This is a genomic window from Leptospira haakeii (assembly GCF_002812045.1).
In the GTDB taxonomy this organism is placed as follows: Bacteria; Spirochaetota; Leptospiria; order Leptospirales; family Leptospiraceae; genus Leptospira_B; species Leptospira_B haakeii.
The window spans coordinates 303311-319532 of sequence record NZ_NPEG01000002.1 but is presented as its reverse complement, the minus strand read 5'-3'; the positions used below and the strand labels follow the sequence as shown (position 1 = coordinate 319532).

Genomic DNA, 16222 nt, shown 5'->3' with positions numbered 1-16222 from the left:
TAGTCTGCAGCGTGGGCTTCAAGAGCGTAGCGACTATATTTAGGAAATTATAAAAATGAACAAAGGTCCACTTTCTGGAGTTAAGGTAGTAGATTTAAGCTTATTACTGCCTGGTCCTTTATGCTCCATGTATTTAGGAGATATGGGAGCCGAGATCATCAAGATAGAAAATCCGAGAGCAATGGATGCAACTAGGGTGATGTTCAAAAAAGAAAATGGCGCTCCTTCTTTATACCTGATGTTGAATAGAAATAAAAAAGCGATCACGCTTAATCTTAAAAGGGAAAAATCGAAGGAAATTCTATTCAAACTATTAGAAGATGCTGATATACTTTTGGAAGGATTCCGCCCGGACGGACTTTCAAAAATGGGACTCGGTTACGATGACCTAAAAGAAAAATTCCCAAGATTGATATATTGTGGTATCTACGGTTATGGGGACTCTGGTGCTTATAAAGACTTTGCAGGACATGATTTAAATTATCTTTCACTCTCAGGAGTATTGGATCAAACGGGAAAAAATCCTCAGGCTCCAGGATTCCAATTGGCGGATATAGGAGGAGGGACATTAACTGCGCTCTCATCTATTTTAGCTGCATTGTATTATAGAGAAAAAACAGGTCGTGGACAAAAGATTGCAATTTCTATGATGGAAGCTTCTCTTCAATTCATCTCTTTATACGGTGGGATATATTCTGCTACAGGTAAAAATCCTGAAGGTGGAAATGAATTATTATCCGGAAAACTTCCGAATTATTCCACATACAAAACCAAAGAAGGTCGTTGGGTCGCGTTAGGCGCTCTGGAAGAAATGTTTTTCAAAACATTCTTAAGACAATCCGGCCTCGACTCACATTTAGAAAAAGTACCTATTGCAGAGACACATTTTGCAGAATGGAAAAAGATCCTAACTGAATACTTCTCCTCTAAAACATTTGCTGACCTTGAGCCTATATTCCAAAACCCTGATTCCTGTCTCACTCCTATCAAAACCCTAGATGAGGTTTCTAAAGATCCGGTGTTAAAAGAGAAGGGGATGATCCTGGATCGCACTCATAAACAATACGGCGATTATATACAATTCGGTTCCCCGTTTCCTTTTTCGGAAAGTAAGGTGACCTATAGGACAGATCCTCCTGATCACGGGGAGCATAACCAAGAAATCCTAAAATCTCTGGGTTATACAGACTCTGAGATAGAAGAATTGAAAAAAGATAAAGTAATTTAATTGAAATACAATTTGGAATTTAAAATTATTTTCTAACTATTTTAAATGTGTAAGGTCTGTTCTCATGAAAATCCAACGAATCATTTTTTCATTTATATCTATCTGGCTTCTAACTGCTTGCTCAGTTACTTCTAATCGCTCCGTTCTAGTGAATAAAGGAACTCTAGTAAATATCCAAGATATAAATTCTTCTGACAAAGGGCCTATCAATCTTAAAAAGATCCTCTCTGCGGATTGGGTGGCAGAACGCGCGGGTTTGATCAATTTAGAGGATCCAAAAGCGGTTGCTGCCGGTTTGCAATCCGGCAAGGAACCGATCCAAATTTATTTTTATGTAATGGATCATCCGAAGTTCGGCAGATATGTAATAGATACCGGACTTGGCGATGTGTTTCGCAAAGATAAAAAGGAATGGCCTGTTTCAGGCATAGTTGCTTCTCAAATGAATCTAGGTGAGCTGAAGATTCATAATACGATTAAGGAGTGGCAGCAAAAAGAACCGAAAAAAGTAGAAGGTATCTTCCTTACTCATTTGCATTTAGATCATATTTTGGGTACTCGAGATTTTCCGGCGGGAACTTCTGTATATACTGGGCAAAACGAACCGGGAGATTCTCGTTTTCTACACCTTTTTGTGCAAGGAAGTACGGATAGCTTACTCGGGCGTGATACTGCACTTTCCGAGTTGAACTTCTTCGGGAAAGAAGGGGCTCCAATTAAATTTTTGGATTTCTTCGGTGATCAATCTCTTTATATTATTTCTGTTCCGGGACATACTGAGGGTAGTATTGCATTTTTGATAAAATCTACTAGCGGGGTTCAGCTAATTACTGGCGATACTTGTCATACTAGCTGGGGTTGGCTTAACAACGTGACTCCAGGAGGTTTTACTAAGGATTTAGAAAGGAACAAAGTGAGTCTAAATTTATTGCAGGCGGTAGCGGCTAAGTTCCCGAAAATCCAGATCCATCCTGGACACCAAAGTATTCCTACTCCTGCTAAATAGATTTTTACCTACGACACTCTATGAGGGATAGAGATAGATTGAGGCAAAACGAACTTTGCCTCAAAGTAAGCTAATGCCACCAAATAAATTCCTTCGAGTAATAGTACAGAGTTCCCAACATGAGTGGCTTCATCTTTTAATCTCCAAGCTTGAGCAAAACATTGTAAACCCCAAAGTGAATTTGCCGTAATTAATATGAAAACAAATACACGATGAAGATTTCCCTTTCTAAAAAATAGTAGAAGAGTTCCTGAATAAGAACCATATATCAGATTTGCAAAACCTTCCATATGAGTGAAACTTTTGTCCCATCCATTTAGGGTCGAAATAAAAGAGGAGAAAAGAAAGATAAGTACTCCTACGACAAACGCTCCGGAAGAATCAAGTGTAAGAATGAATCGAGCTTGTTTCATTTATAAAATAGTAATAGAACGAACATTAAAACCTGGATTGTAATTAGAGAGGCTATCGATTCAAAAATCCATAATTTCAGATGTTTACCTTTCCAGATCACATCGATCGAGCTGGAAGTAAATATAAATCCGAACCATAGAATGAAAGCGATAGATTGGCCATGAGCTTTATTTTGTAAGCTCATATATTGTAGGATCAATGAGATAGAAAATGCAGTAGCTAGGAAAACGCAGAAGTTCAAAAATATTCGGATCCCGAGGTTTTTTTTCTCTTCTTGTGTAGGTAGACTCAGAAGTTTTGAAAGACCGAAATAAAGAGGGCCACTAAAAATAAAGGCACAGATAAATCCAGCTATTCCAGCAATAATAGGCGCTACGACACTTTGTTCCATAAAATCTCTCCTGATATACTATTTCAGAAAAATATTTAGTCTTCCTTGCTTTCGAAAGCAAACAAATTTCTGAATCCAAATTCCACTGTAGGAATTCCAACGTCGGAAGTAGTGGTAAATTTTTCTCGCCAAACAAAGGGAAATGTGCTAAGGCGGGTACCACCGCACCGGCCCCCACCCTAAGTAGGGTGGGGCACCCTTTTACAATCAGTTCTCTCTATCAATTTAAATTACCACACCGCGACAGAGATGCGCAGGGTTTAGTCTCGTAAGAGACCGAAGCGTTAGCGTAGCCCGTAGCAGCTCGGTCCGAGCATTTGCGAGGAGTCGCCCGTTATACCCCTAAAGGGACGCATTTTTACAATTTAAATATTATTGGAGTACGTAGAAAAATGAAGTAACTACAATTTTATACTTGATATTGTTTTCTAGGTCACACAGGCTTAATACTGATACAGATTGGGGGGAGCAAATTCGGATGGGATTGCGTGAAATAAAAAAGGCTAAAACTCGAAAACTTATCTCAGATATTGCTCGTGATCTATTTATAGAAAAAGGCTATGATGCTGTCACTATCGTTGAAATAGCCGAAAAAGCGGAAGTTGCCGTTACTACACTTTTCAATTATTTTCCGACCAAAGAATCCCTCATTTTCGATCTTGAGGATGAGATAGATGCAGATATCTTGAATGCGATTAGGCAACGAAAGAAGGGCCAGTCCATTTTGGATTCTCTCCATCAATACTTTTTCTCGAGTAAATTATTTAACCCTCCCGATAAGAAAACTTTTTCCGGATTTGGAAAACTTATCAGATCTTCACCTGAACTTACTTCTTATCTGCGCGGTTTATGGGCGCGTTATGAAAATTCTTTGGCTAAAGAGATCCAAAACGATTCCGGTGTGAATAAGCTGGAAGCTGAATGTATTGCAAAGTTGATTTTAGAAGGTGTGAGTTTTGCGTGTAACTCACCGTCCCCAAAGGATGTATTAAATCTTACGTTTAAAGTTTTAAAAAATGGATGGAATAAATGAAACAAGACCAACCGCATGATGTTATTATTTCCGGAGCAGGCCCAGTTGGGCTCTTTTTAGCCTGCGAACTTGCATTAGCAAAATGTAGAGTTCTTATATTGGAAAAATCCGAAAATCCTCAATCGCCTTTCAAACAACTTCCTTTTGGGGTGCGCGGACTCTCAGCGCCTAGTATTGAAGCTCTTTATCGCCGAGGATTATTAGAAGAATTTGAAATACATAAACGGTTTAAAAATCCTCATGCCAATTCTGTTCAACAAGGCCCTCGCCGTCAGGTAGGGCATTTCGCAGGTATTCCATTTCTTGAAGGTAATATTGACACATCGCAGTGGAAGTATCGGTTAGAGAGTTCTACAGAAACAAATTTGATCTCTGAAATGGAAGAAATTGAAACCATTTTGACTCGTCGAGCAGTAGCGTTGGGCGTAGAGATCAAGAGAGGACTTCCATTGGATTCTTTTCGTCAATCGGATGATCGAGTAACTGTTCGATCGGGTGATCAAACTTTTCAAAGCCAATGGCTTGTCGGTTGTGATGGTGCCCGAAGTGTGGTTCGCAAATTGGGAGGTTTCGAATTTGCAGGTACCGAACCGGAATTTACCGGTTATTCCACCAAGGTCGATATCGCAGATCCGGAAAAGTTAAATCCGGGACGGAATCTAACTGAAAGAGGAATGTATTTACAATCCCAACCGGGTTTTATAGTGATCCAGGATTTTGATGGCGGAGCATTTCATAGTTCGGAAAAACAAATTACCTTGGAACATGTGCAGGAAGTTCTACGACGTATCTCTAATACGGATGTGACTATCAGTGCTCTTCATTTTGCAACTACTTGGACTGATAGAGCAAGACAAGCAACAAACTATCGAAATGGAAGGATCCTTTTAGCCGGAGATGCAGCACATATTCATTCTCCTTTGGGAGGCCAAGGTTTAAACCTTGGATTGGGAGATGTTATGAATCTTGGATGGAAACTTGCTGCAACAATTCATAAAAAAGCACCTGAAGGTTTGCTCGATAGTTATTATAAGGAAAGGTATCCAATCGGTGCGCAGGTCTTAGATTGGTCTCGCGCTCAGGTTATGATCATGAAGCCAGATCCACAGGCTCGCGCATTGAATTCGATCATTCGAGATCTTATGGAAACTCGTGATGCTTCAACGTATATGGCCGCAAGAGTATGGGGAATTTTCACACATTATGATTTAGGTGATGCTCATCCTTTAGTGGGTTATAGTGTTCCGAATTTCGAGTTTAAGGATGGTAGAAGGATAGGCGAACTTATGCAAGATGGCCAAGGAATACTTCTGGATTTCGATGCCAAAACTTCTCTTAAAACCTTGGCGAATGAATACGGAGATCAAGTGAGATACGTTTCTGGGCCAGCGAAAGAACAGTTAGGCTTAAGCGCGGTGCTAATACGTCCAGATGGAATTATCTCTTGGGCTTCCGATAACGAACCTGATGAACCATCTATAAGACAGGCTGCGTCTCTTTGGTTTACTCAATTTATTTCTCGAAATTAGATGAGAGAAACATTAACAGAACGAACGTTCTGTTTTTTATATGCTTTCGGATCGCCAAAATCTAGGAAAATAACGAGATTTCCAGGAATTCTGTCCCATTAGGGCTAAAATGAACGTTTAATCAGCCATGTTTTTCTTGATTGAATCGACCCTGGCGAAAAATTAGGACTAGAAACTCTCGCAAGAAGGGAAAAAATGTATCAGGAACTGACTGAGCAGCAGATCGAGATTAGGGACACGATTCGTTCTTTCGTTAAGAAAGAGATCACCCATGAAGTTGCTATCCATTGGGACGAAGCAAATAAGCATCCAGAAGAACTTATTAATAGAATGAGAACCGAGTTAGGGGTCAATGGACTCACTATCCCCGAAGAATACGGTGGATGGGGTCTTGGTTCAGTAGAGCAGTGTTTGGTAACCGAAGAACTTTCTAGAGGATGTCTCGGTATCAGCCTTTGTTTTGGATATACCGGTCTTGGTATCCTTCCAATCATGAAAGGTGCAAGCCACGAACAAAAGAAAAAATGGCTCCAACCAGTCGTTGACGGAGAATACGGAGTTTCTTTCTGTCTTTCCGAGCCTGGTGCAGGTTCTGACGTTCCAGGTATGAGCACTACTGCAGTTAAAAAAGGCGACAAATGGGTCATCAACGGAACCAAACAATGGATTACCGGTGGCGGTAGCGCAGGAGCTTATACTGTTTTTGCTTATACTGATAAAGGCCGTGGAACTCGTGGAGTTTCTTGTTTCTACGTTAAACGCGACACTCCAGGTTTGATCGTAGGTAAAAAAGAAGATAAACTTGGTATTCGTGCATCTGACACCCGCCAGATCATCTTCGAAGATTGTGCAGTGGAAGAAGCTAACATGATCGGAAAAGAAAACCTTGGATTCATCTACGCTCTTCAAACTTTGAACGCATCTCGTCCATATGTTGCTGCTATGGGAGTAGGTGTTGCTCAAGCTGCTTTAGATCACGCATCTAAATATGCTCGTCAAAGAGAGCAGTTCGGTTCTAAAATTTCCAGCTTCCAGGCTGTTCAGCACATGCTTGCGGATATGTCTATCGGTGTAGAAACTGCACGTCAGATTTGTTATCTTTCTGCTCGTATGTCTGATGCTGAGGATCCTCGTCTTCCGAAATATTCCGCGATCGCAAAAGCTTATTGCTCTGAAACTGCAATGAAAGCTGCTACTGACGCGGTTCAAATCTTCGGTGGATACGGTTACACTAAAGAGTATCCTGTTGAGAAGTTGATGAGAGACGCAAAAATCCTTTGTATCTTCGAAGGAACCACTCAAATTCAGAAAAACGAGATCGCAGCTTATGTGATCCGTGAAGCAGCTTCCGCAAAATAAGAATTTTCTAATATTGCAAAGCTTGAAGAAGGCGTCGGTTTACCCGGCGCCTTTTTTGTTTCTACTTACGTGTAGGAATTCCTACAGCACTGATTTTCTAATCTTTTTTTTTCTTCGCTCTGATCCTGCTTAAGGAAACTGGAGTGATCCCTAAATAGGAAGCGATATGGTATTGAGGAACAAGCTCTTCTATTTCCGGTCTGGATTTTAAAAGTAGATCGTATCTTTCTTCTGCGCTTAAAGCTAAGAGTTCATATTCTCTTCTGGCTTTTTTTAAAAATAAGTTTTCGGCAAAAATCCTGCCTAATCTTTCCCATACAATATCTTGAGAAAACAATTTCCTGAATTCAGAAAACTTTGCGACTGCAAGTTCACAATCTGTAATCGCTCTGATATTGCAGGTAGAAGGTTGTTCAGTGAGTAGATCGAAATAAGATCCTGTAAAGTCTCCCGGGAAATTGAAACTTTTAATGTACTCATTTCCTTGGTCTGTTAGATAATATTCTCTCAAAACTCCTGAGAATACGAATGCAAACTCGGTCGGTTGGGTTCCCTGTTTGATCAGAAAATCCCCGTATTCTAATTTGCGGATCGTATATAGTTGTTCCGATTTTTTCCAGACTTCTTTCGGCATTGGAGAGATCCGGTTCACGGTTTGGTATATTTTTTCCCAAGGATGATCTTTCTGATCCATATAATTCCCGTTTACGGATTTCTAAAGAAAGTCCGTAAACGAAAATTTTACAAATCTAATTATGGGAGAAATTCAAAAATACCTCAGATGGAATCCAAGAAGGGAAGTGTGACTTTCAGGAATTCTTTTGGATTTTCCGCAAAAGGAACATGCCCTGTTTTTAGATAGGTCAACTTTGAACCTTTTACTTTTTCATGAAGCCTTAGCGCAAGTTTTGGATCTATCACCGGATCATATTCTCCCCAGACGATCAACATTGGCGCTTTGATCTGGGAGACTTTTTCTCTTAGGTCATGTCTTTCATCCAAAAAACTTTTCCATATAGAAGCATTCACTTCCTTTGAACCTTCCACATCCTCTCTTTCTTTAATCCTAGTTAGAATGGATTCTGTGTATTTGTTTCTAATCTTTATGTAATGATTCGGGAAGAAGTTCCAAACGAGTCCAGTAAACCAAACCTTGGATTTTAGTCCTGCAAAACTTTTAGTGATCCAATCCGGATCGTTTAGTCCGCCGGAATCTACGATCACTAGTCCTTTTACAAGTTCAGGTCTTTGGACGGCAAGATTCATGGAGGTGAATCCTCCAAGTGAGTTCCCTATAAAGATCCCACCTTCCGGGGCTAAACTTGCAACCAAGTCAGGCAATATTTCCGCATATTCCACTGCAGAAGCGGAAGTGGCAGGTTGAGGATTTTCGGATAATCCATGGCCCGGCCAGTCCAGAGAAATCACTTTATATTTTTCTGATAAACTTGGCAGAATGGATTCGAAATCATTATGATCATGACCGGCAGAATGAAGTAAAAAAATCGGTTTTCCTTTTCCTTCTACCCAATAGGCGATCTTTCCTAACTTAGAAGTATAATATCCACTTGGTGATTTTGGCAACGTAGTCTTGTTTTCTAAAACTGTTTCCATCTTCTCTCCTCCACTGCATTGAATGAATAACAAACCGAATAATAGGCTTGTTGTTAGTATTCGTTTCATATTCGGATCTTCTCTTAAAGACGAGGCGAAGTCAAGAAAGGAGAAAAGGATCTGCAGATAAACGGATTATCCTATGTTAATTACTTTTCACCTTACGATTGCCCATTTGACCAACTTGGCTACTGGGTTTAACCATTTCGCAACTTTCTTATGATAAGTGTGAGGGAATAATAAGAAATTCTCCATAGGAAAAATAAGCCCTTCTTCTATTAGCTTATGTTTGTTCTCCATGGATTTCAATTTATCCGGATTTAGAACTGAATAAATTTTAGAAATTCCATCCTCATCTATTAGGAAACTTTGCAGATATGCAGGCTGATCATTATAATAACCGATCAATGTTTCCGCGCCATTTACCATTCCGAAATAGAAATCCAACGTATATTTGAGTCTATTACTTCCGGTTCGAATAAAGAAATGAGAGGCTCTATCTTTACCAACGATAGGTATCCTGGCTGCATTTACTTTTCCTCCTCCATCAGACCAAAGGACTATCTCTTCTTTTAAGAAAGGAACAAGTAGTTCCGGTTTTCCTTTGGAAGAAGCTAGTAAAAAATCTCGGAAGATCTTTTTTCTTTTTTCGGAAGGTGCATCATACTTTTTACGATCCGATTTTAGCGACTCTTTGGCTCTTTTGAGGATTTGCCTACAATTCTCTTGGTTTTTCCCTACTACTTTTGAAATAGAATCGTATCCCATCTCGAAACTTTCTCTGAGTAAGAATACTGCTCTTTCGATCGGGTTTAATTTTTCTAATAGATGTAGGAATGCCAGATCCAAAGTTTCAGAATCTGGCTCTTCTTCCATAGGTGCCGGAGCCAACGGCTCCGGTAACCAAGGACCTATATAGGTTTCCCTTTTTCTTTTTGCTTTTCTTAAAGAGTCCAGAGAGAGTCTGGCAGCAACAGTGGATAAAAATGCCTTTGGAGATCTGATCTTTTCTTCTTTGGATTTTTCCCATCTCAGAAAAGTTTCCTGCACAATATCTTCGGCTTCTACCACGCTCCCTGTCATCTTATAGGCGATCCCAAAGACCAAACCTTTGTTTTCTATAAATTGATCTAGTCTTTCTTGGGTGTTCATTTTTCTACCGTTACTAATCTTTCGTTTTCTTTAACTAAAGTTTTTTCTTTAGGCTGAGGGATCGTATAAAAATCGAAATATTTTTCGGCTTTAAAGGAGAAGACAGTAAATTTACAGATAAGCTCTTTTATAAACGCTCCCAGTCTCCCCGTCCAAAATTTTTCCTTAGGGCTATCATCGTAGTTTAAGAATTGGAATAATCCTTCTTTTCTTCCTAAACTTACACAACGTCCTACATATGCTAATTGGAACGGTTTTCGTCCTATATCTGATTTTTTTCCTAATAGGTTGGAGATCCTTTCTCCTAGATAGATCCCCATCGGAAGAGCTGTTGCGCATGCCATTCTTAAATAGGAATATTCTTCTCCAGGGATTTTTACTGCATCTCCTGCTCCTATAATATTCGAATATTCAGGAACCTGCATATATTCATTCAGATACACTTGACCGATCTTATTGGATTCCAATTCCGAGTTTTTTCCTAAGTCGGAGGCAACGAGCCCTGCCGAGATCACACAATAATTATGAAGTATCTGCGTTCCATTAGAAGTTTTAATCTTATCTTCTAATAGATATTCTCCCCTTTCTCCTTCGATCAGGTTTACATGCAGATTTTTCAGGACTTCTTTCATATAAAGAACAGCGCTTGGAGAGAAATTTTTTCCGATCTTATCCGAATCCAAAAGTGTTATTTTTGCACTTGGATAATTTTCTGCGAGTTCTGTAGCTACTTCTATCCCGGAAAGTCCTCCACCTAATACTGTAATATTTGCATCAGGACGGTTGTTTAATTCTTTTCTCAATCGTTCCGAATCCTGGAAACTTGCGACTGAAAAATAATTAACCCCCTTGGTGCCCGGATCTCCTGCTCTCATTCCCGCAGTATAACCCAAATAATCGTATTCGAAATAGGTCCCATCATTTAAGAGAACCTTGTTCTCCTTCGGAAATATTTTCTCTACTCTTTGGATGATCAAATTTACCTTCGAGTTCAATAAATTTCGGATCTGGAAATCTTTTCCTTTGGTTCCTGCAATAACTTGGTGGTTTCTGATCTTTTCTCTAAAGATAGGTTCTGCAGTGATCAGAGTAATCTCTACCTCTGGATTTTTGCGGGACAATCTGTTTGCCGCTACGATCCCTGCATAACCTCCACCTACGATCAATACCTTCTTCTTTGACATAGTTGCCTCCGGTTCTAAAAGCAAGACGCGTTTAGAGTAACACTTGTGACAACGTTTTGGATTTTCTTTGAGATATGGTCTCAGGTGACTTTTGGAACGGTTCTGATTAGGAGATTGACAGAGGCATTCTTTTAAGCATCCTGGATAAGGAACTATGAAGCGTATTTTTTTCCTGATCCTATTTTTGATTTCGATCTTAGGATTGATTGTATGTAAGGAAAAAAAACCAATCCCAGAACTGGAAGGGTTCGTTGTTAAAAGTGTAATTCATCCCAGTAATAACCCGTTCAACCAAGAAAAGGTGGAGTTGGGTAAGACTCTATATTTCGATTCTAGGCTTTCTTTCAACCTAGACGTAAGCTGTGCAAGCTGCCATAATACTGCTTCTCCATCCAAAGGTTTTCCTCGTACTAAGATCCATAATCCCGCTCCTTCTCTTACCAATGTAGCATTGTATAAGGATGTGTTCAAAGATCCTGAAGCAAAAGAGTTGGAAGATCTTGTAAAAGATAAAATACATTCTAAACTGATGTTCCAAAATGAAGCGAAACTTGTGCAAAGGATCTCTTCTATCCAAGGTTATAAGGAACTTTTTGAGAAAGCTTATGGAGATCCCGGAATTTCAGGAGAAAGAATTGTTTTAGCACTTTCTACCTTCCAAAGAACTATCGTAAGTAAAAATTCGAGTTTCGATAAATTTGTGATGGGGGAAGAGACTGCACTCACTCCTGCTCAGATCCGTGGTTGGGACGTTTTTCAGAACAAAGCAAAATGTATCCAGTGTCACCAGGGTCCGAACTTCTCTGACTCGGAATTACATACAACTGGACTTGCAGGGATCAAGGATAAGGTTAGAACTCCTACATTAAGGGACGTTACTAAAAAGAAAACTTTTATGCATAACGGGATTTTTGGATCGATAGAAGATACCGTGAACCATTTTGCAGAAGGTGGTCATTCTAAAGCCGTGCATGATCCTATGTTAAGACCTGCGGAACTTTCAGATCAGGATAAGAAGGACTTGATTGAATTCTTAAAAGCATTAGAAGGGGAACCGATCCAATTGGAGATCCCTTCTATTCCAAAAGCTTAATCTTACTAAATATAAAATTAATTGTTAGATGGAGTGGCTTGTCGCGCCCGCTCCACTTCGTTTTTGATGATCGTGTCTACGATCTCATCCACATTCACTCCGAATTTCTCAAAAACGGAGTTTCTTGCCAGTTCGTAACGGATGATATCCACGTTAAAGTTAATCCTTGCTTGAGCCACTTGCAGCTCGGCTTGGATTAAACCGTCCAAAGCAGATTTTACTAATACAGCTGTGAATCTTCCCTGGTTGAAGCGTGCTTGGACACCCTTATAAAACTTCTCCGCTTCTTCTTTACGAGTGTTAGCGGTTTCTAAAAGTTCCTGTCCTGCAACGATCGCATAATATCTATTGTCCAACTCTTCTTTGATCAGAGTCCTAAGTTCTGTTTCTTGTTTTGACAGGATATCCAATTTGAGTTTTGCATCTCTGATATCTGTCTGGATCCCGGTATCGAATAAAGGATAAGATAGTGCGAAGTTTAAAGTTTTTTCAGGATACTTAAAAGACATCATCCCAGTATCAGGATTCACATAGTTCGTCTGAGGATTTAAGAAAGTTTGGCCTCTTGTCGAATAACTTCCCGTAATTTTTAAAGAAGGCATATCTTCTGCATTCTTGATCTTTAGTTCTAATTCTGCTATCTGTCTTTGGCGGATCAAATTTTTCAGATCGATCCTATGATCCAATGCATATTGATAATCTTTAGTAGGATTGATATCGTTCGGAACTTTTTCTTGAAGATCAGTGATCCCTGAAATTTTAGAACTTGGATCCACATTTAAAACTCGGATCAAATTTCTTTCTGCTTCTGATCTAGCAAGTCTTGCTCTTTCTAAACTATTTTCAGTTTGAGTGAGAGCACTGTTCCATTGGTTAACCTCGAATCCTTCCGAAAGACCAAGATTACGTTTTCTGACAGTGAGATCCCTGATGTTTTTGGTATTCTTTTCTAATCTATCGAAAGTTTCTACCTGAGAATCGTAAACACTCAAGCTCCAATAATCCACCAGGGTTTTTACTACGAGCTGAGCGAGAATATTAACTAACTCGTCTCTACGAATGACTGCGTTTTGTTGTAAGACCTTTTGTTTCTCTTTTTCAGTCTGGCCGAAAGAATATTTTAAAAGTTCCTGACCAAGAGTTACAGTCAAAGCATCTGTGTATTGAGGAGGGGCAGCTAAATAAGAACCTACTGCACCTAGTCTGGCAGCAGCTGCCTGAGTCTCGAATGCGTCCGCATCGAATCTAGTATGGCTAAGTTCTAAGCTAAAATAGGTCAGAGTCTGGAAGTTTTTTTGGATCCCTACGTTTATTCGATCGTTTGAGATCTTTGTTCCGGAGAGAACGTTATTATTATTCAGAGGAAGATTAGTTTTTGTTTTCGAAAAACCGCCGACCAGCGTCCATGCATATTGAGATAGATTTTTTAACTCGGCAGTATCCGCTTTCACGAATTCCATCCCAGCGTTTCTAACTGTGATATTATTCGCGAGGACATAATTGACCGCTTCTTTCAAAGTGAGTTTCAGGACTCTAGGCCTATTTTGAAGGGAAGGGTCTAACTCTTGGGCGAACTGTGAAGCTGGAAAACCAAAAGCTCCGACAAGCAAGAGTCGCAGATAAAATTTCCTTAACGAAGGAATCTTTGCAGGCCTAAGCATATGTCGTTGGTCTTCCTACGGAGCATGGTTTTTGGTTCGGAAGAATTTGCCAAATCGAAAAATCTAAAGTAAAAGTCTAGACAGCTTAAAATCGATGAAAACTCCAGATAAAAAATTGAACCGACTCGCGTCTGAAAAAAGTCCTTATCTACTCCAGCATTCTACCAATCCTGTGGACTGGTTTCCTTGGTCAGAAGAAGCCTTTGCAAAGGCAAAATCCGAGAATAAATTGATCTTCTTATCCATCGGTTATGCCACCTGTCATTGGTGCCATGTAATGGAGAAAGAATCGTTTGAGAATGAAACCACTGCAGATGTTTTAAATAAGGATTACGTTTCCATTAAGGTGGACCGGGAAGAAAGGCCGGATGTGGATCGGATCTATATGGATGCGTTACATGCCATGGGACAGCAGGGAGGCTGGCCTTTGAATATGTTTTTAACCCCTGAAGGTAAGCCGATTACAGGTGGGACTTATTTTCCTCCCGTTCCCAAGTATGGTAGAAAAAGTTTCACAGAAGTTTTGGGAATTATAACCGGATTATGGAAGGACAAAAAAGAAGAATTACTCGAGGCTTCAGAAGATCTGACCAAACATTTAAAAGAATCCGAGGAAACCAAAGCTCTCACGGATACATCTGAACTTTCATCCCCGGGACCGGAAGTATTCGAGAATGGGTTTTTATTATATGATCGACTCTATGATCCGGAGTACGCGGGTTTTAAATCTAATTCCGTAAATAAATTTCCGCCAAGCATGGGCCTTAGCTTTTTATTACGTTATCATAAGTCTACCGGAGAACCCAAAGCTCTTGAAATGGTAGAAGAGACCCTGACTGCCATGAAAAAGGGCGGGATCTATGATCAGATCGGCGGAGGGCTTTGTAGGTATTCCACCGATCATCATTGGTTGGTTCCACATTTCGAGAAGATGTTGTACGATAATTCACTCTTCTTGGAAGCATTGGTAGAATGTTACCAAGCAGTGGGAGAAGAAAAATACAAAGACTATGCTTACGATGTAATAGAGTATCTTCACAGGGATATGAGATTATCCGGTGGTGGGATCGCAAGTGCAGAAGATGCTGATTCAGAGGGAGAAGAGGGCTTATTCTATCTTTGGACAAAAGAAGAAATAAGAGAAGTCTGCGGACAAGACTCATCTCTTTTAGATGAATTTTGGAATATTACCGAAAAAGGGAATTTCGAAGAGAGAAATATCCTACATGAAACATTCAGAATGAATTTCTCCAGACTGCATGGTTTGGAACATTCCGAGCTGGAAGAGATTGTTTCCAGAAACAGGAAAAAACTTTTAGAAAAACGTTCGAGTAGGATCAGGCCTCTTCGCGACGATAAGATCTTATTCTCTTGGAATTGTTTATACATTAAGGCGCTCACAAAAGCCGCAATGGCATTTGGAGACGGGGATTTATTAAGAGAAGCGGAAGAGACCTATAAGTTCTTAGAAAACAATTTGATCCGAGAAGACGGCCGACTACTTAGAAGATTTAGAGAAGGAGAAGCAAGATTCCTCGCGTATAGTACTGATTATGCTGAGTTTGTACTGGCATCCTTGTACTTATTCCAAGCAGGAAAAGGATTCAGATATTTGGAAAATGCAATCCGATATACTGAAGAAGCAATCCGACTTTTCAGAAGTCCATCCGGAGTGTTCTTTGATTCCGGGATCGATGGAGAAACATTACTCAGAAGAACTGTAGATGGATATGACGGAGTAGAACCTTCTGCAAATAGTTCCTTTGCGACCGCATTTGTTTTACTTTCTAAATTAGGCGTAGTGGATTCAGAAAAATATCTGCAATATGCGGATTTAATTTTCTCTTATTTCAAACCTGAGATGGAAACATATCCAATGAATTATCCATACATGCTTTCCGCATTATGGCTTAGAAAATCCCCGGGAAGGGAACTCGCAGTAGTATATTCTTCCCAAGAAGAATTATTACCTATATGGAAAGGTGTCGGCTCTTTATTTTTACCCGAAACGGTGCTTGTTTGGGCGAACGATAAAGAAGCGGAAGAGAATGGAGAAAAATTCCTACTTCTAAGAAACAGGAATTCCGGTGGCGGAGTGAAAGCTTACGTCTGCGTTGGATTTCACTGCGAGCTTCCAGTATCGGACTGGGCTAGCCTAAGAGCAAAATTGGTAGAAGATTAAGAGAGTTCTATTCTCTCTGCATCTCTCCAAAGTCTGTCCAGATTATAATATTCTCTTTTTTCAGGAGTCATGATATGGACTATGAATTCGCCGTAGTCGAGTAGGGTCCAACCGGAAGAAGAGGATGTTCCCGTTTTGTCCGTTTCTTTATGAGGTAGTTTAAAACCTTTTAATGCTTTTTTGATCTCTCTTGCTACTGCATTTGCTTGCACCGCAGAATTCACGGTGCAGATCAGAAAGTAACTTAAGTATGAATGTACTGATTCAAGATTTAAAACTGCGATCTCTTCGCATTTTTTATCCTGCATGATCTTATGAATGGTTTTCAGGATTTCCATTGTGCTTTCAGGGTTATTTTTGGGAGAAGGACTCATAT

The 16222-nt window shown here is 39.9% G+C and carries 15 protein-coding genes; 7 read left to right on the top strand and 8 right to left on the bottom strand.

Annotated features, from left to right (window positions below; all coding sequences use genetic code 11):
- The first annotated feature begins 55 nt into the window (after positions 1–55).
- Positions 56–1228 carry a CaiB/BaiF CoA transferase family protein gene (locus CH377_RS06945; RefSeq protein ID WP_100723061.1) on the top strand — a complete coding sequence of 391 codons (1173 nt, stop codon included), beginning with the start codon at positions 56–58 and terminating at the stop codon, positions 1226–1228.
- A gap of 64 nt (positions 1229–1292) precedes the next feature.
- Positions 1293–2234: an MBL fold metallo-hydrolase gene (locus CH377_RS06940; protein WP_100723059.1), complete on the top strand. Its 942-nt coding sequence runs from the start codon at positions 1293–1295 to the stop codon at positions 2232–2234.
- 8 nt (positions 2235–2242) lie between these two features.
- Here CH377_RS06940 and CH377_RS06935 read toward each other — a convergent pair whose 3' ends face one another.
- Positions 2243–2647, bottom strand: a complete 405-nt coding sequence (locus CH377_RS06935) for a hypothetical protein (protein ID WP_100723058.1) — start codon at positions 2645–2647, stop codon at positions 2243–2245.
- Positions 2644–3039, bottom strand: coding sequence for a DUF1761 family protein (locus tag CH377_RS06930; RefSeq protein WP_100723057.1), 396 nt, complete (start codon positions 3037–3039; stop codon positions 2644–2646). The genes CH377_RS06935 and CH377_RS06930 overlap by 4 nt, the downstream gene beginning before the upstream one ends.
- Positions 3040–3517: 478 nt before the next feature.
- On the opposite strand from CH377_RS06930, the gene CH377_RS06925 reads away from it, so the two are divergent.
- The 3 genes from CH377_RS06925 (at position 3518) to CH377_RS06915 (ending at position 6960) form a co-directional block, all read left to right on the top strand.
- Entirely contained in the window at positions 3518–4072 is a 555-nt protein-coding gene (locus CH377_RS06925) for a TetR/AcrR family transcriptional regulator (protein WP_100723056.1), read from the top strand.
- Positions 4069–5601 carry an FAD-dependent monooxygenase gene (locus CH377_RS06920; protein WP_100723055.1) on the top strand — a complete coding sequence of 511 codons (1533 nt, stop codon included), beginning with the start codon at positions 4069–4071 and terminating at the stop codon, positions 5599–5601. The genes CH377_RS06925 and CH377_RS06920 overlap by 4 nt, the downstream gene beginning before the upstream one ends.
- A gap of 195 nt (positions 5602–5796) precedes the next feature.
- Positions 5797–6960 (top strand): acyl-CoA dehydrogenase family protein, encoded by a 1164-nt coding sequence (locus tag CH377_RS06915; RefSeq protein WP_100706713.1) that lies wholly within the window; start codon positions 5797–5799, stop codon positions 6958–6960.
- A gap of 97 nt (positions 6961–7057) precedes the next feature.
- Here CH377_RS06915 and CH377_RS06910 read toward each other — a convergent pair whose 3' ends face one another.
- The 4 genes from CH377_RS06910 to CH377_RS06895 all read right to left on the bottom strand — a co-directional run bounded on the left by CH377_RS06910 (position 7058) and on the right by CH377_RS06895 (position 10910).
- Positions 7058–7654, bottom strand: coding sequence for a Crp/Fnr family transcriptional regulator (locus CH377_RS06910; RefSeq protein WP_100723054.1), 597 nt, complete (start codon positions 7652–7654; stop codon positions 7058–7060).
- 83 nt (positions 7655–7737) lie between these two features.
- Positions 7738–8574, bottom strand: a complete 837-nt coding sequence (locus CH377_RS06905) for an alpha/beta fold hydrolase (RefSeq protein WP_100723053.1) — start codon at positions 8572–8574, stop codon at positions 7738–7740.
- 156 nt (positions 8575–8730) lie between these two features.
- Positions 8731–9726, bottom strand: coding sequence for an RNA polymerase sigma factor SigJ (gene sigJ, locus CH377_RS06900; RefSeq protein ID WP_100723052.1), 996 nt, complete (start codon positions 9724–9726; stop codon positions 8731–8733).
- Positions 9723–10910, bottom strand: a complete 1188-nt coding sequence (locus CH377_RS06895) for an NAD(P)/FAD-dependent oxidoreductase (protein WP_100723051.1) — start codon at positions 10908–10910, stop codon at positions 9723–9725. Before CH377_RS06895 ends, sigJ begins: the two co-directional genes overlap by 4 nt.
- A 154-nt stretch (positions 10911–11064) precedes the next feature.
- Between CH377_RS06895 and CH377_RS06890 the strand changes: the two genes are divergently transcribed.
- Positions 11065–12003 carry a cytochrome-c peroxidase gene (locus tag CH377_RS06890; RefSeq protein WP_100723050.1) on the top strand — a complete coding sequence of 313 codons (939 nt, stop codon included), beginning with the start codon at positions 11065–11067 and terminating at the stop codon, positions 12001–12003.
- Positions 12004–12020: 17 nt separating this feature from the next.
- On the opposite strand, the gene CH377_RS06885 is transcribed toward CH377_RS06890, so the two are convergent.
- Positions 12021–13664, bottom strand: coding sequence for a TolC family protein (locus CH377_RS06885; protein ID WP_100723049.1), 1644 nt, complete (start codon positions 13662–13664; stop codon positions 12021–12023).
- 94 nt (positions 13665–13758) lie between these two features.
- On the opposite strand from CH377_RS06885, the gene CH377_RS06880 reads away from it, so the two are divergent.
- Positions 13759–15846 (top strand): thioredoxin domain-containing protein, encoded by a 2088-nt coding sequence (locus CH377_RS06880; protein ID WP_100723048.1) that lies wholly within the window; start codon positions 13759–13761, stop codon positions 15844–15846.
- Here CH377_RS06880 and rsfS read toward each other — a convergent pair.
- Positions 15843–16220, bottom strand: a complete 378-nt coding sequence (rsfS, locus tag CH377_RS06875; RefSeq protein WP_100723047.1) for a ribosome silencing factor — start codon at positions 16218–16220, stop codon at positions 15843–15845. The two genes, CH377_RS06880 and rsfS, sit on opposite strands and share 4 nt — an antisense overlap.
- Positions 16221–16222: the final 2 nt, after the last annotated feature.